Origin of the sequence: Candidatus Aalborgicola defluviihabitans, from assembly GCF_016705985.1 — a bacterium.
GTDB lineage: Bacteria > Pseudomonadota > Gammaproteobacteria > Burkholderiales > Burkholderiaceae_C > Allorhodoferax > Allorhodoferax defluviihabitans.
Map to the genome: position 1 here is coordinate 367,554 of NZ_JADJKN010000024.1, position 20,292 is coordinate 387,845.

General features: G+C 54.1%; 20 protein-coding genes and 1 tRNA gene. 7 read left to right on the forward strand and 14 right to left on the reverse strand.

Annotation, left to right across the window (positions count from 1 at the left end):
* Window positions 1-496: 496 nt before the first annotated feature.
* Complete coding sequence (locus IPI80_RS20570) at window positions 497-1,018, reverse strand: Lrp/AsnC family transcriptional regulator (protein ID WP_413863114.1); 522 nt, start codon at window positions 1,016-1,018, stop codon at window positions 497-499.
* Window positions 1,019-1,157: 139 nt separating this feature from the next.
* Here IPI80_RS20570 and glmS point away from each other — a divergent pair, with 139 nt between their 5' ends.
* Entirely contained in the window at window positions 1,158-3,074 is a 1,917-nt protein-coding gene (glmS, locus tag IPI80_RS20575; RefSeq protein WP_413863117.1) for a glutamine--fructose-6-phosphate transaminase (isomerizing), read from the forward strand.
* 15 nt (window positions 3,075-3,089) lie between these two features.
* Here glmS and IPI80_RS20580 read toward each other — a convergent pair whose 3' ends face one another.
* The 12 genes from IPI80_RS20580 to IPI80_RS20635 all read right to left on the reverse strand — a co-directional run bounded on the left by IPI80_RS20580 (window position 3,090) and on the right by IPI80_RS20635 (window position 12,970).
* Window positions 3,090-3,584 carry a hypothetical protein gene (locus tag IPI80_RS20580; protein ID WP_413863120.1) on the reverse strand — a complete coding sequence of 165 codons (495 nt, stop codon included), beginning with the start codon at window positions 3,582-3,584 and terminating at the stop codon, window positions 3,090-3,092.
* Between the two features lie 171 nt (window positions 3,585-3,755).
* Window positions 3,756-4,004 carry a DUF2835 family protein gene (locus tag IPI80_RS20585; protein ID WP_413863123.1) on the reverse strand — a complete coding sequence of 83 codons (249 nt, stop codon included), beginning with the start codon at window positions 4,002-4,004 and terminating at the stop codon, window positions 3,756-3,758.
* Between the two features lie 86 nt (window positions 4,005-4,090).
* A complete protein-coding gene (locus tag IPI80_RS20590; protein WP_413863126.1) occupies window positions 4,091-4,345 on the reverse strand; it encodes a DNA gyrase inhibitor YacG in 255 nt (84 codons plus the stop codon).
* Between the two features lie 18 nt (window positions 4,346-4,363).
* Window positions 4,364-5,119 (reverse strand): cell division protein ZapD, encoded by a 756-nt coding sequence (gene zapD, locus IPI80_RS20595; RefSeq protein ID WP_413863573.1) that lies wholly within the window; start codon window positions 5,117-5,119, stop codon window positions 4,364-4,366.
* Window positions 5,120-5,141: 22 nt separating this feature from the next.
* The gene (gene coaE, locus IPI80_RS20600; protein WP_413863129.1) at window positions 5,142-5,744 is read right to left on the reverse strand and encodes a dephospho-CoA kinase; all 603 of its coding nucleotides are present in this window, start codon (window positions 5,742-5,744) and stop codon (window positions 5,142-5,144) included.
* 11 nt (window positions 5,745-5,755) lie between these two features.
* On the reverse strand, window positions 5,756-6,601 hold the full coding sequence (locus tag IPI80_RS20605; protein ID WP_413863132.1) for a prepilin peptidase: 846 nt from the start codon (window positions 6,599-6,601) through the stop codon (window positions 5,756-5,758).
* Entirely contained in the window at window positions 6,601-7,818 is a 1,218-nt protein-coding gene (locus tag IPI80_RS20610; RefSeq protein ID WP_413863135.1) for a type II secretion system F family protein, read from the reverse strand. Before IPI80_RS20610 ends, IPI80_RS20605 begins: the two co-directional genes overlap by 1 nt.
* A gap of 21 nt (window positions 7,819-7,839) precedes the next feature.
* Window positions 7,840-9,573 carry a type IV-A pilus assembly ATPase PilB gene (gene pilB, locus IPI80_RS20615; protein ID WP_413863138.1) on the reverse strand — a complete coding sequence of 578 codons (1,734 nt, stop codon included), beginning with the start codon at window positions 9,571-9,573 and terminating at the stop codon, window positions 7,840-7,842.
* Between the two features lie 218 nt (window positions 9,574-9,791).
* Window positions 9,792-9,868, reverse strand: a tRNA-Pro gene (locus IPI80_RS20620).
* 206 nt (window positions 9,869-10,074) lie between these two features.
* Window positions 10,075-10,299 (reverse strand): DUF2783 domain-containing protein, encoded by a 225-nt coding sequence (locus IPI80_RS20625; RefSeq protein WP_413863141.1) that lies wholly within the window; start codon window positions 10,297-10,299, stop codon window positions 10,075-10,077.
* 10 nt (window positions 10,300-10,309) lie between these two features.
* Entirely contained in the window at window positions 10,310-11,983 is a 1,674-nt protein-coding gene (locus IPI80_RS20630; RefSeq protein ID WP_413863143.1) for an FAD-dependent oxidoreductase, read from the reverse strand.
* A gap of 18 nt (window positions 11,984-12,001) precedes the next feature.
* Window positions 12,002-12,970, reverse strand: coding sequence for an MBL fold metallo-hydrolase (locus IPI80_RS20635; protein WP_413863146.1), 969 nt, complete (start codon window positions 12,968-12,970; stop codon window positions 12,002-12,004).
* 162 nt (window positions 12,971-13,132) lie between these two features.
* On the opposite strand from IPI80_RS20635, the gene IPI80_RS20640 reads away from it, so the two are divergent.
* Window positions 13,133-13,936, forward strand: a complete 804-nt coding sequence (locus IPI80_RS20640) for an IclR family transcriptional regulator (RefSeq protein WP_413863148.1) — start codon at window positions 13,133-13,135, stop codon at window positions 13,934-13,936.
* Between the two features lie 208 nt (window positions 13,937-14,144).
* Here the strand turns inward: IPI80_RS20640 and IPI80_RS20645 are convergent, their stop codons facing one another.
* Entirely contained in the window at window positions 14,145-14,963 is an 819-nt protein-coding gene (locus IPI80_RS20645) for an IclR family transcriptional regulator (RefSeq protein WP_413863151.1), read from the reverse strand.
* Between the two features lie 265 nt (window positions 14,964-15,228).
* Here IPI80_RS20645 and paaG point away from each other — a divergent pair, with 265 nt between their 5' ends.
* Genes paaG through IPI80_RS20670 form a run of 5 tightly spaced genes read left to right on the forward strand, consistent with a single transcriptional unit; the run spans window position 15,229 to window position 20,251 of the window.
* Window positions 15,229-16,020, forward strand: a complete 792-nt coding sequence (gene paaG / locus IPI80_RS20650) for a 2-(1,2-epoxy-1,2-dihydrophenyl)acetyl-CoA isomerase PaaG (RefSeq protein WP_413863154.1) — start codon at window positions 15,229-15,231, stop codon at window positions 16,018-16,020.
* Window positions 16,021-16,022: 2 nt separating this feature from the next.
* A complete protein-coding gene (gene paaH / locus IPI80_RS20655; protein WP_413863156.1) occupies window positions 16,023-17,549 on the forward strand; it encodes a 3-hydroxyacyl-CoA dehydrogenase PaaH in 1,527 nt (508 codons plus the stop codon).
* Window positions 17,546-18,034, forward strand: a complete 489-nt coding sequence (gene paaI / locus IPI80_RS20660; protein WP_413863159.1) for a hydroxyphenylacetyl-CoA thioesterase PaaI — start codon at window positions 17,546-17,548, stop codon at window positions 18,032-18,034. Before paaH ends, paaI begins: the two co-directional genes overlap by 4 nt.
* 32 nt (window positions 18,035-18,066) lie before the next feature.
* On the forward strand, window positions 18,067-19,392 hold the full coding sequence (paaK, locus tag IPI80_RS20665) for a phenylacetate--CoA ligase PaaK (RefSeq protein WP_413863162.1): 1,326 nt from the start codon (window positions 18,067-18,069) through the stop codon (window positions 19,390-19,392).
* Window positions 19,393-19,399: 7 nt separating this feature from the next.
* A complete protein-coding gene (locus IPI80_RS20670; protein ID WP_413863165.1) occupies window positions 19,400-20,251 on the forward strand; it encodes an enoyl-CoA hydratase/isomerase family protein in 852 nt (283 codons plus the stop codon).
* Window positions 20,252-20,292: the final 41 nt, after the last annotated feature.

A 20,292-nucleotide genomic window follows, 5' to 3' on the forward strand; every position in this document is an offset into this window, starting at 1 on the left:
ACGCCAATGCACAAAGAGCAGCCCTAGTTCGCGTTTACGTTCGGAAAGTCCCCGGGCCTGATGAGAAACGGGTTCACGAACCTTGATATCTACCAGTACCAAAGGCATGCTCACTCAGGGAAAATACATTAATGAACAGCTCACTCTCAGTGACTGGGTGCGTAGAACCAACAGGCCTTGCGCCACAATTTCAAGTTCCCACACTTCCCTATCGGGGGGCGCGTTCACCGCAGTCAGCATCAGGCGGGCAATGGGTGAAACGATCCATATGCCACCGGGTGAAGAGAAGTCCCAGCCCTTGCGTTGGTAAGGTATTGGCGCTGGCCAACATTTGCCTTGGTTGCCAAAGGCTATGGGTCCAGGGGCGCCACTAGAGACGGAAATCCGGCTGCAATGCGGGTCAACTTTGACCTCGGCTTATCGAAATAGCACCGGCATGACGCCAGATTGGTGCATTACCGACACTTGTTCAGCGAAGTCATGCCTCACCGACTTGTCAGGTTTGCAGGTGTTGGACGCTTTCATTGTGGAGGGTGTTAACGACCGGCAATTGCGCACCAAACTTGCTGCGTTTGATGCTGAAAAAAGCCTTGGTGTTACGCACGTTGGCATCGCTGGAAAAGAGTCGTTGTGTCAATGCGTGGTAGGCGGGCATATGGGGCGTATGGATGATGAGTACGAAATCGGGGCCTGGTGAAACACGGTAGCACTGCTGCACAAAAGGGTCAGTGGCCACGCGATTTTCAAAATGCTCCAGACCCTGCACATCCTGGCGATCCAGCGTCACCTCGACGATTACGGTCAGGCCAAAACCAACAATGCTCGCCAGCTTCTCCGGGTTGAGGATGGCGATACGACGTTCGATCAATCCTGCGTCAAGCATGCGTTTGATACGGCGCAGGCATGTAGGAGCAGAGACCTGCACCCGTGCGGCAAGAGCCTGGTTGCTCAGACTGGCATCGTTCTGCAACAGGTCGAGCAACTGGAGATCAACTGCATCAATAGAAATACCATTCATAAAATTTAAATTTATGTAATTTAATTTCATTCTGTGATGAACATGAAATTTTCAATCAAATTTAGCAACATTATTATAAATAATTTCTTTTTAATGTCTCTATCATTCGGCATCATTCGTTTTAAAGGGGCGTTCAAATATGTGTGGCATCGTCGGAGCGGTATCTACCCGCAATATTGTTCCTGTTCTGGTTCAGGGATTGGAAAGGCTGGAGTACCGCGGGTATGACTCTTGCGGTGTGGCGGTGTATGCCATGGGTACGGACTTGGCACATTCGGGATTGCGCCGCGCGCGCAGCACGTCTCGCGTGGCAGAGCTGGCAGAGCAAGTGGCACCTGATTCTGTGTCTGGCGGTTTGCAGGGGTGTTTGGGCATTGCGCACACACGTTGGGCGACGCATGGCGCGCCCTCTGTTAGTAATGCCCATCCGCACTTCAGCCACGGCAGGGGTTCAGATGCACACCAAAGGCCGGGCCGCATTGCCTTGGTGCACAACGGCATCATTGAAAACCATGACGAACTGCGTGCTGAACTCCAAACCAAGGGCTATGTATTTGTCAGTCAGACAGATACCGAGGTAATTGCCCATTTGGTTGACAGCTTGTACGCTGACGATTTGCTGGAAGCGGTGCAGGCGGCTGTCGACCAGTTGCACGGGGCGTTCGCGATTGCCGTTTTTTGCAAGGACGAGCCACAGCGCCTAGTGGGGGCAAGGGCGGGGTCTCCCCTGATTCTAGGGGTGGGAAAGGACGGTCAGGAGCATTTTTTAGCTAGCGATGCCATGGCTCTGGCCGGTGTGACAGATCAAATTGTCTACCTTGAAGAGGGCGACATGGTGGACGTGCAATTGGGGAAGTATTGGCTTCTGGACAAAGCACGCAAGTCGGTGTCCCCCGCGCAGCGCCCAGTCAAAACGGTGTTGGCGCATAGTGGTGCGGCCGAGCTGGGGCCATATCGCCACTACATGCAGAAAGAAATATTTGAGCAGCCACGCGCCATTGCCGACACGCTGGAGGGCCTGGAAGGGATCGTGCCCGAGTTGTTTGATCTACAGATGAACCACGCGCCCGGCGCTAATGCCGCCCGTGTATTTGCAGAAATCGATTCGGTGTTGATCCTAGCCTGTGGCACCAGCTACTACAGTGGTTGCACTGCCAAGTACTGGCTGGAGAGTATTGCCAAGATCCCCACGCAAGTGGAGGTAGCCAGTGAGTACCGCTATCGTGATTCGGTCCCCAATCCAAAAACTCTGGTGGTCACCATCACCCAGTCTGGCGAAACCGCCGACACTTTGGCAGCCCTGCGTCATGCCCAGTCCCTGGGAATGCGTCACACTCTGACCATTTGCAACGTGGCCACCAGTGCCATGGTGCGGGAATGCAGCCTGGCTTACGTCACCCGCGCCGGCGTGGAGATTGGTGTGGCATCCACCAAGGCGTTCACCACGCAATTGGCAGGACTCTTTTTGATGACACTGGCGTTGGCACAGGCCAAAGGTCGATTGCCAGAGGATGCAGAGCAACGCCACCTCAAGGCCATGCGCCATCTGCCGGCGGCATTGCAGGCCGTGCTTGCACTGGAGCCACTGATCATCAGTTGGGCGGAGGATTTTGCCCGCAAAGAGAATGCCCTGTTTTTGGGACGTGGTTTGCATTACCCCATTGCCATGGAGGGGGCGCTCAAGCTCAAGGAAATTACGTACATCCATGCTGAGGCGTACCCCGCAGGCGAACTCAAGCATGGCCCTTTAGCCCTGGTGACCAGCGAAATGCCTGTGGTAATCGTTGCCCCCAACGACACCTTGCTTGAAAAACTCAAGAGCAATATGCACGAGGTTCGAGCGCGGGGCGGCGTACTGTATGTTTTGGCAGACGCCGATAGTCGCATTGAAAGCGGTGACGGCATCCATGTGATCCGCATGCCGGAGCACTACGGTGAGTTGTCGCCACTGCTCCACGTGGTTCCTCTTCAATTACTGGCGTATCACACGGCCTGCGCACGCGGTACCGATGTCGACAAGCCACGCAATTTGGCCAAGTCGGTGACAGTGGAGTAATTTGGAGTGACTTAACTACTTACAGACCCATTCCATCGGCGGAACCCAATGACAGTTGGACATCAGCCCAGATGGGCGGCTCGTTTCTGAAGCCTTTTTCACTATGGGGGGCGCCGGTTGTGGAGGTGTATTGACAATCGACGTTGTCGTTAGTTCTCGCAGAATCCCGCCGCCAGCCACGCTGCCATCGATCTTGCCCTGCCCATGGATTCGGGCAAAGCAAGCCGACTTGTCTTCGCCTTTGTGAACTTCACAGCGCAACAAGGCATTCTTCTCATAGTCCGATGTCTTCCAAGACTCACTCATCCGGCCGCGCCTGACCTCGGCCAAGGCGTTCCTTGCCTCTTTCATACAGTTGCGGCTATTGGCGACCGGATTGGTTGTTGCGCAGTTAGCCACGTCCTGCTTGTACCGCGCCTGCGCCGTCCTCAGGTCAATGGAGGTCTGGGCAAAAGCGTGAACAGCCAGTAGGCTGCCAAGAAATACGTACAGTCTTAATGAATAGATCATATTGTTCGCGGTCAGGTGTTTGCTGGAAAAGTTTTCATAATGTGCAGATTCACAGAGTCCTGAATGTACAGCGGCTAAGGATCCATTGCAATATTGCGATTGACTCACTTGATGGGCTGGTCTTAGAGTCACCAATATTGATTTTCGGGTTCTTGTAATCTTCATCACAAATCAGTACGACCCCATACTGCCGCTGGTGTTGACGAAGCGTTGCACCAATGCAGCCGGAAACTGGTTGATCGTACCAGTGGAGTCGAGAGCGATGATCTGACTGATCGCCCCTCGGTAATACTGCAGGTATTGCTCAGCGGTGATCCTGAGTTGGAAATCAAACTGCGTTATGAGACATCGTTGAATGCTTCGCAGGATGTCGACTTGATCAGGAGATGCCGAAAATCTTACGCAGCAAAACAGTCGCACAGATAACCGGGAATAATGATCAACTACGTCCCTCTACGTCCTACACATTGTTGCTGGTAGGGTGAATTGGTCTGTACGGAGTGTGTTTATGACTTCAATTGCGTGGAATACAAGTCTGCACCGTTGATTTCCTGCTCCTCAGGTGTTGTGGTGGCAGGCACCCGAAATCCTTCGCTTGCCCAAGCACCAAAATCCATATTTTTACAACGATCGCTGCAAAAAGGTCTGGCCGGATTGGACGTGGCATACACACTGTCACCCCCGCAATTAGGGCAGCGCACAACCCTGCTTGCGGTCTGTGAAGTAGAGGGAGAAGCATTGTTGTGATCAACAGAGCCCATAGCCAACTCTCTTCGAACTTAGGAGCACAATGTCAACTCAAAGGCGCCATCGTCGCTCACGGTATGCAACCGGTCATCTTCGGCATGGTGCATGAGGCGAATGGAAACCATCAGGCGATTGCCACTGATTTCCGGGATGATGTTCAGATTTTCGTTCAGAGAGAGACGCAGTAACTGAAATGTACGGCCCTGTGGCAGGTTTTGCTGAAACTGGCCGCCAACCGCAATCACTTTCTGCGGTGAACCCGAATCACGCAGCAACTTGAGTAACAGGTGGATCGATTCTGCCAGCGGTGCCAGTGTTGAGGCCCAACGATGCAGATCAGTTTGTCGCTCGGCCGTAGAGCGATGTTGCCAGGAAAAATATGCAGGCAAGTCGAATTCGCAAGTTCCACCAGGAATTCCGACTCGGCTGCGTATGCTCATCAACCAGTCGTTTTCGGTCAGTGCTTGCCCTGCTTTGCCTGGCTGGGCATTGAGTGCGCTAAAACATTTTTCCAACTTGTGGATGATGGAGTCAAGTACGCCTTCGGCGATGGCTGGGTTACCGCGATAGCCGTTCAGTACTTGTTTTTGCTTGTCCAAGTCCTTCAGTACGTCGGACTTTAGGTCTGCACGGGCACCGACGTCCATGACTTCGAACATGGTCGCAATCGCAAAATGGTGGTCTAAGGGTGCGTCTCTAGACATCAGTTCAGATAGACGCAGAAAAAGATGTTCCAACCGCAAATAAGTGCGAATTCGCTCGTTGAAGGGGTATTCGTATAGGATCACGCTGATTTTTCCGCTGGGCGAATCATAGCCGGAAGTGATGACTAATTTCACGCACTTCATGCGCAAGTTGGTCGAGGTTGATGTCGTCATTGAACACTACACAGTCGGCAGCTGCCAATCGGTGTAGGCGGGGTGCCTGGCTGGCCATGATCTGTTCCACGGATGTGGGGCTAAGACCATTGCGCTTCACAACGCGTGCGATTTGTGTCATTTCGCTGCAATCGATGACAATAATCTGGTGCAGTGATGAGCGCCAGTAGGGAGACTCCACCAACAGTGGAATGTCAAATACGATGCAACGTACGCCTGACTGGTCGGCTGCACTGGCTTGCGTGGCAATGGCTTGTTCTACCAGGGGGTGAACAATGGCCTCCAACTGTTTTTTGGCATCGGGATTAGAAAAGATCAAGGTACGCATTTGGTCCCTGTTCAGCGCGCCATCTTCGGTAAGGATATTGGCGCCAAAGCAGTTCCGAATGGCCTTGATCGCCGATCCACTTGGCCCAGTGGCCGCGCGAGAAATTGCGTCCGCATCAATGACGCTCGCTCCATAGCCTGACAGCATGGCCGCTACGGTGCTTTTGCCACTGCCAATGCCCCCGGTCAATCCCAAACGATGAGCCATTTTTCTCGGTTCTACAGCCCTACCAACTGAAGCAAGGCATTGGGGCCTAAAAATAGCGCAGTGAATCCGGCACCAGCTAAAAAAGGTCCAAATGGAACATAACCGCCTTCGCGCAAGCCGGAGCTGAATTTCATGGCTATTCCGACGATTGCGCCAATCACCGAGGCCAACAGAATAATGGGTATTAGTGCTTGCCAGCCAAACCAGGCGCCAAGTGCCGCAAACAATTTGAAGTCACCAAAGCCCATGCCCTCCTTACCGGTTACTAACTTGAAGGCCCAGTAGATTGACCACAGCGATAGGTAGCCTGCCACCGCGCCCCACAGCGATGCGTTCAGACTTACCGGAATCCACTGCATGGCTGCGCAAATGAGCCCCAACCAAAGCAAGGGCAGCGTTAAATCGTCGGGCAGCAGCGTTGTGTCCCAGTCGATGAGTGCCAGAGTCAGCAAGGCCCCACAAAAGACCATCCATGTCGCTCCTGTTATGGATGCACCCCAGTGCCAAGCGCAAAAGAAGAACAGCGTAGCGGTCACAATCTCCACTAGGGGGTAGCGCAGACTGATGGGTGCTTTGCACTCGGAGCAGCGTCCCTGCAAAAACAGGTAGCTGATGACGGGCACGTTTTCATACCAACGAATCGCGTGTCCACAATGCGGGCAGCGGGAACGTGGTAACACCAAGTTGAAAGTCTCTGATGGCTCGGTAGTCTTGCCCGAGAGTTCCGCACATTCATTGGCCCACTGTTGCTCCAGCATCTTGGGCAGGCGATAAACCACCACATTGAGAAAACTGCCAATAAGCAATCCCAGAATGGAAGCCAAAAATGCTTCCAACCAGCGCAACTCCATGGGCATCAAACGACTTGACCCAGCTTGAAGATAGGCAGGTACATGGCGACCACAATGCCTCCGATGACTGTACCCAGAATCACGATGATGATTGGCTCCATCAAGCTGGAAATTCCGGCTACCATATCGTCCACTTCGGCCTCGAAAAAGTCGGCCGCTTTTCCCAGCATGTGGTCAATAGACCCAGACTCTTCGCCAATGGCGCACATTTGCAAGACCATGGATGGAAACAGATTTACATTGGTCATGGCTGCGGTCAATGCCGTGCCGGTCGAAACTTCTTGTTGAATTTTGACCGTGGCGACGGTGAATACATCATTGCCCGCAGCGCCTCCGACCGAATCCAGTGCTTCTACCAAAGGTACACCTGCAGCAAACATGGTGGACAGTGTTCGGGTCCAGCGTGCGATGCAGGATTTTTCCACTAAAGTTCCAAAAATCGGCAGCTTGAGCATGATTCTGTCCATCACCGCCTGCATCTTTTTGTTGCGCTGCCATGCCTGCATGAAGAAGTAGAACCCTCCACCCAGAACTCCAAAAATCAAATACCAATATTGGACGAAAAACTCACTCATGGCGATCACTATCAGTGTTGGCATGGGTAGTTCACCACCAAATGAAGAAAATACCTCTTTGAAGGAGGGGATCACAAAGATCATGATGACCGCAACCACTACGAAAGCGACCACCAATACCGAGATGGGGTACATCAGAGCAGATTTAATCTTCGATTTGATGGCTTCCGTTTTCTCCATATAAACGGCCAAGCGGTCCAACAATTGGTCCAGAATACCGGCGGACTCGCCAGCCTCGACCAGATTGCAATACAGGTTGTCAAAGTACAAGGGAAATTTGCGGAACGCGACACTCAGGGATGTGCCTGTTTCAACGTCTGTACGAATGTCGTTCAGGAGCTTGGTGACGCGTGGGTTAGGGTTGCCGCGGCCCACGATGTCAAAAGCCTGCAGCAACGGTACGCCGGCCTTCATCATTGTAGCCAGTTGACGCGTAAAAATGGCCAGCTCTTTGGGTTTGATCGATGAGCCAGAGCTGATTCGCCGCTTTTTGATCTTTGTCGGGATAACACCTTGTCGACGCAGAGATGCCTTGACCTGGTTTTCACCAACAGCGCGTATTTCTCCGCGCACCTGTTTACCATTGCGGTCCTTGCCTTCCCATTCAAAAACAGCATCTTTGCTGTCAGCAGATTTGGCAGTTGCCATTCGAATCCTCCGGAGTTCTTGTTATTCGTTGGTAACGGCCAGTACTTCTTCGAGCGAAGTCAAGCCTTGTTTGACCTTGTTCAGGCCTGATTGACGCAAGGATCTGACACCTTCCTTTTCAGCTTGTTCAGCGATGTCGAGGGCGCTGCCATCACGCAAAATGATGCGCTGGAGTTCCTCCGTGATGGGCATCACTTGGTAGATGCCCACTCGCCCCTTATAGCCGTTGTTGCATAGGTTGCATCCCACTGCTTTGTAAGGTTTCCAGCCCCCTTCAAGTTCAGACTCCTTAAAGCCAGCGCTGAGCAACGTTGCGCGGGGCAATTCAACCTGTGTTTTGCAATTCAAGCACAAGCGTCGGGCCAACCGTTGCGCAGTGATTAAAATCACGCTGGACGCAATGTTGAAAGCCGCAATGCCCATATTGCGCATGCGAGTCAGTGTTGCCGGGGCGTCGTTGGTGTGCAAGGTGGACAGCACCAAATGCCCGGTTTGGGCCGCTTTGATGGAAATATCGGCTGTTTCCAGGTCACGAATTTCACCTACCATGATGATGTCGGGATCCTGACGCAAGAACGACTTTAACGCTGCGGCAAAAGTCAGCCCTGCCTTTTCATTGACGTTTACCTGATTGACCCCAGGCAAGTTGATTTCCGAAGGATCTTCTGCTGTGGCAATATTCACTCCCGGCTGATTGAGCATATTCAGGCAGGTATAGAGCGAAACCGTCTTGCCGGAACCGGTAGGACCGGTTACCAAAATCATACCGTAAGGACGAGCAATGGCTTTGAGCAGGCGTTCCTTTTCTTCAGGCTCGTAGCCGAGTGCATCAATACCCAGTTTGGCACTGCTGGGATCCAAAATCCGAATTACTATTTTTTCCCCGAACAACGTGGGTAGGGTGCTGACACGGAAGTCGATAACACGGTCAGGCCCGACCTTGAGCTTCATGCGCCCGTCCTGTGGAACCCGCTTTTCCGATATGTCCATGCGCGAGATCACCTTGATCCGCGAAGCCAGTTTGTCTTTGATTGCAATCGGGGGAGAGGCAATTTCGCGCAACTCGCCATCAATGCGAAACCTGACCCGGTAGGTGTGTTCGTAAGGTTCAAAATGCAGGTCAGAAGCGCGCATGCTGAAGGCGTCCATCAGCATTTTGTGGAGAAAACGCACGACGGGTGCATCCTCAACCTCGGAGGTATTGGTTTTGTCGTTGTCGATAATCGCTTCGGCTGCTGCCTCGTCGAATTCGAAATCACCACCAATGATGTCCTCCATGGCCTCGGTGGCTGTAGTGGCGTTGGCGTCAACCAGCTTGGACAATTTGTCATATTCGGCAATGACCCAGTCGACCCCCATTTGGGTCGAGAACTTGATTTTTTCAGCAGCAGCCTGATCGGACGGATCTGCCGTGGCTACGATCAATCGGTTGCTGCGTTTGCTCAGAACGACAACCCGGTAGTCCACGCAAATTTTGTTGTCCAGCAATCCTTTCGGCAGGCGGCTGGTGTCGATGGCATCCAGGTCAAGCAGAGGAGCTGCAAATGCGGTGGTGAGTGTGTGCGCCAAATCGGCGGCGGAAACTGCGCCAGAGCCCACCAGTTCCGCAATGAAGCTGCTTTTGCTGGAAAGAGCCTTCCTGTAAATATCCTCAGCAGACTTTTGCCCCAATTTACCCGCAGTAATCAAGGCTCGACCAAGCCCAGGCAGGGCAATGGAAGAAGTCTCGCGTTGAATGGGTTCGACAGTAGCCATAGACCAATATAGGTGAATGTTGTAAAAAAATACCTGTGCATCATCGCTGATTGCACCGTCAAAGTAAATCGCCCAAGGTGATATTAACGCGCAGTCTTACTGTCGTGTGTGGCGTTCAGGGCTTTTTGCGACAGATATCACTATGAGTAACAAGCGGCAATAACTGTGGGAGGTAATGCCGCGATCGCATGTGGTGGTAACGGATTGCCAAGGAAATTTGGTCGGGGTGAGAGGATTCGAACCTCCGGCCTCTACGTCCCGAACGTAGCGCTCTACCAGGCTAAGCTACACCCCGTTTGACAAGGCTGACCTGCACAGTCTGTCAGTGGTTTCTGTTCAAGCAGCGAAAATTGTATCAAACCTCAATGTGCCGCCCGCTCGGGAGCTGTTGGGTCGCGTCAATGGCGCGATAGGAATCAAAAAGACAAAAAAGCTGGCGTCAGAACCGAACAATCTATTTGCTACAAATGGACGGACAACTTTACTTGCCTTGGAAAAGGTTTACACGCTGCCACGAGCCAGTTCCATTGCCTGACGCAAAACGCTGATGTCACCAATATGATTTGCCAGCAAGAGCACCAGTTTGGCGTTAACCATGGTGCTTTGCTCGTCTGAGAGACCATGGTGGGTTTCAATGAGTGCTTCGTAAAAGTCGTCTCCTGGCGAAAACGTGTGAAAGTAGCGCTTGCCAGGCTCCGAGAAATTGGGATTCAAATTGAGTGGCATATCGGTTTCCTCAGTGCACATTGCAGGTTGCGCGGGCCAACGCCGCAGTGATGCTGTTCGCATCAAAGGTGCGCCAACGGGCGGCAATGTGTTGATCGGGCCGCATCAAGTAGACGGTTCCATCAGCGGCATCAAAGCGTTCAGCAAAACGCCCAGCCTGGTCCACAAAAACACGCAAACCTTCTGGCGCCGGGCCTGGATTGGGTGAGACGAGAATCACCTCCACCGCTATTTCGCCACTGGCCAAGGCCTTGCAATTGCGTGCAAAGGTAGCGTCCAGGGCAGCAGGATCGATTACATAGACCAGCGCTGTGAATTGCCTGCCCATACGGTCCAGCAACCAGAATTGTTGGCCTTCTTCCTGCATGGGCGCATCGTCCATGGCGGCACCTGGAACCATGTCCCCTCGAAAGTCGGCCGTGTCAGGCGTGTTGAGCCGCGATTGCGTCAGATTCGCAGCCACTGAGAGACGCCCAGAATTGACCAGTGCACGCGCGAATGCGTGTTCCCGCGCCAAAGAGAGAACAGCGTTCCGGAAGGTGAGTGATGTATTGCTTTTAGGCGTGATGAAGTCGGTTGAACGCGTCGAATTCATGAGGTTCTCATCGGCGGCAAATACCCGCTCTTCCGAATAGGTGTCAAGCAGACCGTCAGGCGCCTTGCCATCCATCACGAGTTTCAGCTTCCAGACCAGGTTGTCAGTATCCTGAATACCCGAGTTGGCTCCACGGGCACCAAAGGGTGAAACCTGGTGCGCGGCATCTCCGGCAAACAGCACATGTCCATGGCGAAACTCCGTCATGCGGCGGCACTGAAAGGTGTATACGCTGACCCACTCCAACTCAAACTCGCGGTCATCCCCGAGCATGGCCTTGATGCGCGGGATGACGTTTTCTGGCTTCTTTTCTTCCTCCGGATCGGCTTGCCAGCCGAGTTGAAAGTCGATGCGGTACACGTTGTCGGCCTCACGGTGCAGCAGCACCGACTGCCCCTTGTGAAAGGGCGGATCAAACCAGAACCAGCGCTCTGCCGGAAAGTCGGCTTTCATCACCACGTCGGCGATGAGGAAGCGGTCCATGAAAACCTTGCCGTCTATTTCAAGATTGAGCATGCGCCGGATACTGCTGCGCGCACCGTCGGCCACAATCAGCCAGTCGGTCTCTAGCGTGTAGATACCGTCGGGTGTTTCCACTTGCAGCGTTGCGCCATTGCCCTCGGGTGACACCGACACCACCTTGTTGCAAAAACGCAAGTCCAGATTGGGCAGGTCTTTGGCCCGTTTGATCTCGTACTCTTCCAGGTAGTACTGCTGCAGGCTCACCATGCCTGGTCGCTTGAAGTCTGGCTGGGGCAGAAGGTTGAAGTTAAAGACTTCCGTGTCATTGAAAAAAGTGCGGCCCACATTCCAGCTCACACCTTTGGCAACGGTATCGTCGCCAACACCGAGACGGTCCAGTATTTCCAGGGTGCGCCGGCTGTAGCACAAACCGCGTGAGCCGACCGAAACCGAATTGTCATCATCAAGCACCACTACCGGCACTCCAAACTGGGCCAGGTCAATGGCTGCCGCAAGGCCCACAGGCCCAGCACCCACTACCACCACCGGGTGGCGCTTTGTAACGCCAGATTTCAGTTCCGGCGCTTGAACATAATCGTATTTGGGATATTGGTAAGTGCTCAGCATGCGAGTCTCCTCATCGTCTTACTGGGTTGCCTGCAGGCCGTGCCACATTTCCTTGTCGCGTTCTGCGGTCCAGATGCGGGGATGCTTGATGCCGCTGGCCTCGTCAACTGCACGCGTTACATCAAAGGGCAGGCAGTGCTCATAAATGAAGACCTGACCAAATTTGGGATCCATCGCCTTGCGACAATGCGCCATGGCCTGGTTCAGGTTCATGCCCTGTGCAACAGCCTCTTTGGCTGAACGCAGCAAGGTAGTCACAAAGTCACGGGTATAGGCCAAGCCTTCAGCGACGCGCTCTGGCGACAACAGCGCCGGGCCACGGCCAGGCACCAGTTTTTGTGCGCCCAAGGCCGCCAAGGCATCCAGTGTGGCGGGCCATTCCTCCAGTTGCGCGTCTCCGGTGTAGCAGGCTGCGTCGGCTTCCACCAGGTCTCCCGAGAAAAGTACTTGTTCGGATGGCACCCAAACAATGGTGTCACCCTTGGTGTGGCCTGGGCCAACGTGCATGATCTTGACTTCAAGCTTGCCCATCCACAGGGTCATTGCGTCCTTGAAAACCAGAGTGGGCCAAGTCAGGCCAGGAATGGAATCAAAGTTGTTGAACAGGCGCGGAAATCGTTCGTACTCGGACTGCATGTCCTGCGCGCCGCGCTCCACAATCATTTCGTAGGTGCCTTGGCTCGCAATGATTTCCTGCATGCCAGCGTCCTTGTAGCCCGACGCGCCCAGTACACGCACGGCGTGGTAATGGGAGAGCACCACGTATTTAATGGGTTTGTCGCTTACTTTGCGGATCTCGGCAATCAGGCTCTGGGCCATAACGGGGGTAGCCAGGGCATCGCAGATCAAGACAGAGTCCTCGCCAATGATGACGCCCGTGTTGGGGTCGCCCTCGGCGGTGTAGGCCCAGCAATGCGCGGAGAGTTGCTGAAAGGTGGTCTTTTTAACCTCGAGGTCGGCTACGGACGCGAATTTGGCGGTGGTCATGTGGTGCTTCCTTTTAAGTGGATAGAGGGAGTGTACAGTAATTTCGCTATCAACAAATGATTTATACTAAAACAAATTATTTAAATAGGATAAACCTATTTGTATTTATCGAAAATGCGTCGCATCTGTATAAGATGCAGGGGTTACATCCGAAAGCGAGCCATGGAACTGCAAATTGAAGACGAAAAAGAACAACGTGGCATCCAGTCCATAGAAGTCGGTGGCCAGATTCTGGTCGTTCTGGCCGACAGTGGGGGCCCCATGACTTTGAAACAACTCGCCGTTCAGGCCAAAATGACGCCTGCCAAAGCGCACCCCTATCTGGTGAGCTTCGGCAAGATTGGCTTGGTCGCCCAGGACCCTGTCTCTGGTCGCTACGGTTTGGGGGCGCTGGCGCTGCGCATGGGCCTGGCTGGCTTGCGTCAACTCAACCCGGTTCGCCTGGCCATGGCTGCCGCAGTCGAACTGGAGCAAAAAATTCACCACACGGTGGCGTTGTCGGTGTGGGGCAATGCAGGCCCGACGGTCATTCACCTTGAAGAATCCAGTCATCCGATCCACATGAACCTTCGCCCGGGAACCGTCATGTCGTTGACAACGGCGACTGGCAAGATTTTTGGTGCCTACATGCCAGCAAGAAAAATGGAACGTTTCGTCGAAGAATCTATGCACCCGCATGCGATTCCGCACGTTATTGGCGCACTGCGCAATTGGAAAGACATGCAGCGTGATTTGCAGGAAGTTCGCGAACACGGTCTTGCCAGAGCCATCGGACAACCTATCGCGGGTGTGAGTGCTTTTGCAGCGCCGGTTTTTGACCACAACGGACACCTGTCTATTGTGCTCACCATAGTCGGGCCAACGGGGGGATTTGACCCGGATTGGACATGCGCCAACGCGCAGGCGCTGCGCGATTGCGCGAACCGCATTTCGACCCAAATGGGTTTTGCCACGGTGGACTCCTGAACCATTCATTGTAAAAACACGGCGTAGCTCTCGTGAAATAAGGCTAGTACGCTATAAAAAATATAGTAACTTCACTTTACCGGGTTCAAACTCCCAAATATCCAGCCCGACGGCACACCCAGAAAAGTCGCATAGTTTACATTCTGAATTACGTAAAGATTTCTGTTAAAAGTAATTAACATTGAAGCGTTCATTTCAACTAGACACCCTATTCCGTGAGCCTTGGCGACACATCCATCCGGCCACGGCGAGTGGCCCCCAAGCGCCAGGACAGCGCATCTGCGGATGCACGCAGCTTTTCGTAAACGGGGCTGCCTTCGGCCATGTCGAACATGCCATGAACGCCCACCACCACCATGGACATCGAAATTTCATTCTTGAAGTTAAAAATCGGTGCGGCAATGGCTTCCACACCTGAAAACAAATAGTGTCTGGTTACCGGTGCAACTCCGTCCTCGCGTACCCTCTCCAGCATGGCATCCACTTCGGCACGGGTCTTGAAGCCGGACACTGAGGACTCGTTACGCAATTCTTTGGCAATCTGGGCTTCGGTCTGGGCTGCGGGCAACCACGCAGCAAAAGCACGACCACTGGCAGTACTCAACAAGCGCAAGGATGTACCTGTCACCACGTTGACGGTAATGGGTCGCTGTGGGCGCTCCCACCGAACGATGACGGGGCCGTGGTCGCCCCAGACTGCAATGGCCGTGGTCTCATTGATTTCGTCGCGCAACTCGGAAATCGCTGCCATTCCAAGGCGAATGCGGTCCAACCGGTCAATGGCGACCAGGCCAATATTCAAGGCAAACGGGCCAAGGCTATAGCGTGATGTGGCCGGGTCTTGCTCAATCAAACCCGAGCGGATCAGGCTGACCAGATAGCGGTGTGCCTTGGATGGAGGAATGTCTGCAGCGGCAGCAATTTCTTTGAGCATCATGGCGCGATGGCCGTTCACCACAGCGCGCAGCACGCCAGCGCCTACCTCCAGGGACTGGACACCGTGCTTGCTCTCTTTTTCATCAGACATGATTGGCTCTCAAGGCGATTCGTTAAAGACCAGGGCGGTCTGCGAACGACCGATGCGCGCCCAAGTCTAGCTGCGCCAACTGCGTTTGGCATTGCAATCATGGGGCAGACGAGAAAAGTCGACGATTGGAAGTCGCAAAAATCAATTCTATTGCAAATTATCTATTGCGTAATACATTTCTTATGGTGTAACATAGGTAAATACCTTGAGAGGTTGGATCGATTGAACTCAGCATCTTCGGATTACTACGTATTAGGATGTCCATATGACCTACCAACACATTTTGTTTGACGTGCAGAATTGCGTCGCACGCCTGGCGCTCAACCGCCCCGACAAACTCAACAGCTTTATCGGTGCGATGCACGTTGAAATCCAGGCTGCGCTCAATACCATTCAAAGCGACAAAACTATTCGGGTTCTGGTTTTGTCAGCAGCAGGCCGTGCCTTCTGTGCCGGCCAGGATCTGGGCGACCCCGAGATGGCAATGGGAGCCTCTGCGCCCGACATCGGCAATGTGGTTGAAAAGTATTACCGCCCGTTGATTTTGAGTCTGCAGAACCTGCGGGTCCCCACCATTGCAGCAGTCAACGGCATTGCCGCTGGCGCAGGGGCCAGCGTGGCGCTGGCTTGCGACCTGGTCATCGCGGCGCGATCCGCCTCTTTTTTGCAGGCATTCAGCAAAATTGGACTGGTGCCGGACACGGGTGGCACCTGGTTTTTGCCACAACGCGTAGGCATGGCGCGGGCGATTGGTTTGGCCATGCTCGCCGACAAATTACCCGCAGAAAAGGCAGCTGAATGGGGATTGATTTGGCAGGTCGTCGACGATGCTGACCTGGCCGCAACTGTGGACAAACTCGCCGCCCAACTGGCAACCATGCCGACCAAGGCCCTGGTGCGCACGCGCCAGGCGATGCACGCAGCGCCCACCCACACACTGGAGCAGCAACTGTCCATGGAAGGTGGTTTCATGCGCGAGCTTGGCTGGAGCCCGGACTACGCGGAAGGGGTGTCTGCGTTCATGGAAAAGCGTGCACCCAAGTTTACCGGGCAATAACCATGGCGCAGTCTTTGCCGCTTCACGCAACCATTGCAGTGGTTGGCACGGGTGCCATGGGTGCAGGCATTGCGCAGGTTGCGGCTGCTGCAGGGCATACGGTGAAATTGATGGACAACCGCCCGCAGGCGGCGCAAGCCGCAGTGGCGAGTATTCGTGCCCAGTTTGCGAGGTTGGCTGAAAAAGGCAAGCTCACACAAGAAGCTGCCCACGCGGCTTCGAGTCGGCTCGTGGCGGTAGCAACTCAATCAGAGTTGGCAGACGCGAGCCTGGTGATAGAAGCCATCGTTGAAAACCTGCAGGCCAAACAGGACCTGTACCGGGGGCTTGAAGATATCGTCGGTGACGACTGCATTTTTGGAACCAACACCTCATCCATTTCTGTCACTGCGATCGGGGCGGCACTAAAGCACTCAGGTCGTTTGGCAGGTTTGCACTTTTTTAATCCTGCGCCGTTGATGGCTCTGGTCGAAGTCGTTTCAGGGTTGGCCACCGACCCGCACGTTGCAGAGACTCTTTTTGCAACCGCGCATGCTTGGGGAAAAACTCCGGTACATGCCAAGTCGACTCCGGGCTTTATCGTCAATCGTGTGGCTCGCCCTTACTACGGCGAAGCGCTGCGTTTATTGACCGAAGGTGCGGCCAATTGCGCCACCATTGATGCAGTGATGCGCGAAGCCGGTGGTTTTCGCATGGGCCCATTTGAGCTCATGGACATGATTGGTCACGATATCAATTTCGCGGTTACCTGCTCGGTCTGGAGTGCCTTCTATAACGACCCCCGTTTTCTACCTTCGCTCGTTCAACAAGAACTTGTGAATGCCGGTTTTCTGGGCAAAAAGTCGGGTCGTGGCTTCTATGATTACCAACCCGGGGCGACTAAGCCAGAGCCCCAAACCGAATCACCGTACCCGCTACCCGCCGAAATTTTCATCTGTGGTGAATCATCCGCTGCCAATGCATTGGCACAACGGCTGACAGCTGCCAACGTCGTATTTCAGCGGGAAGTGTCCCTCGATGGCAGGATCGCGCAGGCTGGTGACGCCGTGGTGTTTGTCACCGATGGGCGCAGTGCCACGCAAAGGGCATCTGAATCGGGCCTCTCCAACACCGTGGTCATCGACCTGGCGCTGGATTACACACAAGCCACGCGTCTGGCAATGGCCGCTTCGGCCCAGTGCACGGAAGCCGCCGCGAATGATGCCGCGGCTCTTCTGCAGGCCTGCGGGATGCAAGTCTCGCGCTTTGCCGATGTACCGGGATTGGCTGTAATGCGCACCGTTTGCATGCTGGCAAACGAAGCGGCAGACGCAGTGAATCAGGGGGTCTGCTCAACGCTAGCCGCTGACTCTGCCATGCTGCTGGGAGTGAACTATCCAAGGGGCCCGCTGCTCTGGGCAGACCAAATTGGACTGCGCGCAGTGCGTGATGTACTGGCCAACCTGGGCGCGAGCTATGGCGAAGATCGGTATCGTATTTCTCCTCTGATTTCGCAACATGTATTCGCTGGAAGCAGCACCTACCCATGAAACAAATGACAAATCAAATAACTTCTGCAACACCAGAAGAATCGCAGGCTTTGGCAGAGGCCACTTCAGAAGCCATGTGGGCCCGTGATCGCGCCGCGCAAGCTATGGGTATGCGTATTCTGGGCATCAAGCCTGGCTACGCCAAGATTGAAATGGCAGTTCGGGGTGACATGGTCAATGGCCACCATATTTGCCATGGCGGCATGATCTTTACATTGGCAGACGCAGCATTCGCCTACGCTTGCAACAGCTATAACAAGAACACGGTTGCATTGGCCTGCAACATTGACTTCCTGGCCCCCGCCAAAGAAGGCGAAATACTGCAAGCTGAGGCGGTCGAGCAATCACAATCCGGTCGAACTGGCGTCTACGACGTTAGCGTCCGAAACGGCGAGGGAAAGGCCATAGCACTTTTTCGCGGCAAGTCGTATCGAATTCAAGGTGAAGTGATTTCTGGCTTGACGCAAGCCGATGAATCGCACTAAATCAAAACGATATCCCATCACAGGAGACACGCATGCCAGTTACGAGCCCCTTGCCAGGTGATCTGGAGCCCATTGAAACGGCCAGTCGTGACGAAATCTCCGCATTGCAACTTGAACGCATGCAATGGTCGCTCAAACATGCCTATGACAACGTGCCGTATCACAAAAAGGCCTTTGATGAAAAGGGTGTGCACCCAAGCGATCTGAAAAACCTTGCGGACTTGGCGAAGTTTCCGTTCATGACCAAGACGGCCCTGCGCGACCAATACCCATTTGGGCTTTTTGCTGTGCCACGCGAAAAAGTCGCGCGCCTGCATGCCTCCAGCGGTACCACCGGAAAATCCATTGTGGTTGGCTACACGCTGCAAGATATCGACAACTGGGCCAATCTGGTAGCGCGTTCCATCCGTGCGGCTGGTGGCCGTGCTGGCGACATTCTGCATAACGCCTATGGCTATGGCATGTTCACAGGCGGCCTGGGTGCACATTACGGTGCGGAACGACTTGGCTGCACCGTGGTGCCCATGTCGGGTGGGCAGACTGAACGGCAGGTGCAGTTGATTATCGATTTTCAGCCGCAAATCATCATGGTTACACCGTCGTACTCGTTGGTGATTGCCGAGGAGTTTGAACGACTGGGTATCACCCCTGATCAGATCTCGCTCAAAGTTGGCATCTTTGGTGCCGAACCATGGGGTGAAGGCATGCGTGGGGAGATTGAGCGCAAGCTTGGAATAGACGCCATCGACATCTATGGCCTGACCGAAGTCATGGGGCCTGGCGTGGCCTGTGAATGCATAGAGTCCAAAGATGGGCCGGTCATTTGGGAGGATCATTTCTACCCGGAAATTGTCAACCCCGATACCGGCGAAGTAGTCGCCGACGGAGAGGACGGCGAACTGGTTTTTACGTCACTGACCAAGCAGGCATTCCCGGTTATTCGTTATCGCACGCGCGACCTTACCCGATTGTTGCCACCAACATCGCGTGCGTTCCGTCGCATGGAAAAGATTAGTGGGCGCAGCGACGATATGCTGATCGTGCGTGGCGTCAACGTGTTTCCGACCCAGATAGAAGAACAGATTTTGCGCGACAAGCGCCTCTCGGGAAATTACCAGGTATTGCTCAACCGCGAAGGGCATCTGGACAATGTTGAGGTTCGCTGCGAAGTGCAACGTGAACTCTCCGACAGGCTGAGCCCATCAGAGATGGATGCCATCAGCAAAGAATTGCAACACCATATCAAAACCAATGTGGGCATCTCAACGCGTGTAGCCGTGATGGCGTTTGATTCGATACCCCGCACACAGACAGGCAAAGCCCGTCGAGTGGTTGACGATCGTCCCAAGCAAAACTGAGAAAGATATGACGGAAACATTTGTCGGTGACGCCACCAAAGTCAAAAATTGCGACTGGACCACCGCATCCACCAAGACCTACCCATCCCTCGAAATCGAGCGGACAGGCGTGTTGGCAACCATTTGGATGAATCGGCCGCAGGTCTTCAATGCGTTTGATGAAACCCTCATTGCCGACTTGACTCACGCATGTGCGGCCTTGGATGCAGATCCCGGTGTACGCGTGCTGGTGCTGGGTGGTCGTGGACGCCATTTTTCGGCAGGCGCGGATCTTAATTGGATGAAGCGCGCATCGACCTGCAGCCAAGAAGAAAACCTGCAGGACGCGCGCCGGTTTGCTGACATGCTGCGCCAACTGTCGGAAATGTCAAAACCCACTATTGCACGGGTCCAGGGCATGGCACTGGGGGGAGGAACTGGATTGGCTGCGGCATGCGACATGGCCGTGGCCAGTAGTGACGCCGTTTTTTCCACGTCGGAAGTTCGCTTTGGAATTATTCCGGCAGTCATTAGTCCGTATGTCATACGGGCCATCGGTGCGCGCCAGGCTTTACGCTACTTCCAAAGTTCAGAGAGTATTTCGGCTGACCGGGCACTGGCAATTGGGCTCGTCAATGAAGTGCGATCGCCAGACCAACTCGATGCCGGGATTGCCGAGTTGGTGCAAGCCCTTGTTGTCGGTGGGCCTTTGGCACAGGTTGCAGCAAAGGAACTTGTAAAGTCTGTCACAGGTAGACCCCTTGATGCCACGGTTTTTGAAGAAACTGCGCAACGTATTTCCCGCCAGCGCACCACCGCAGAAGCCCGGGACGGTATTAGCGCATTTCTGGAAAAGCGCAAGCCCGCCTGGGTGTCCTGAACGGTCCCTTTTGAATCAACGCAACTTTTACCAACAGGAGA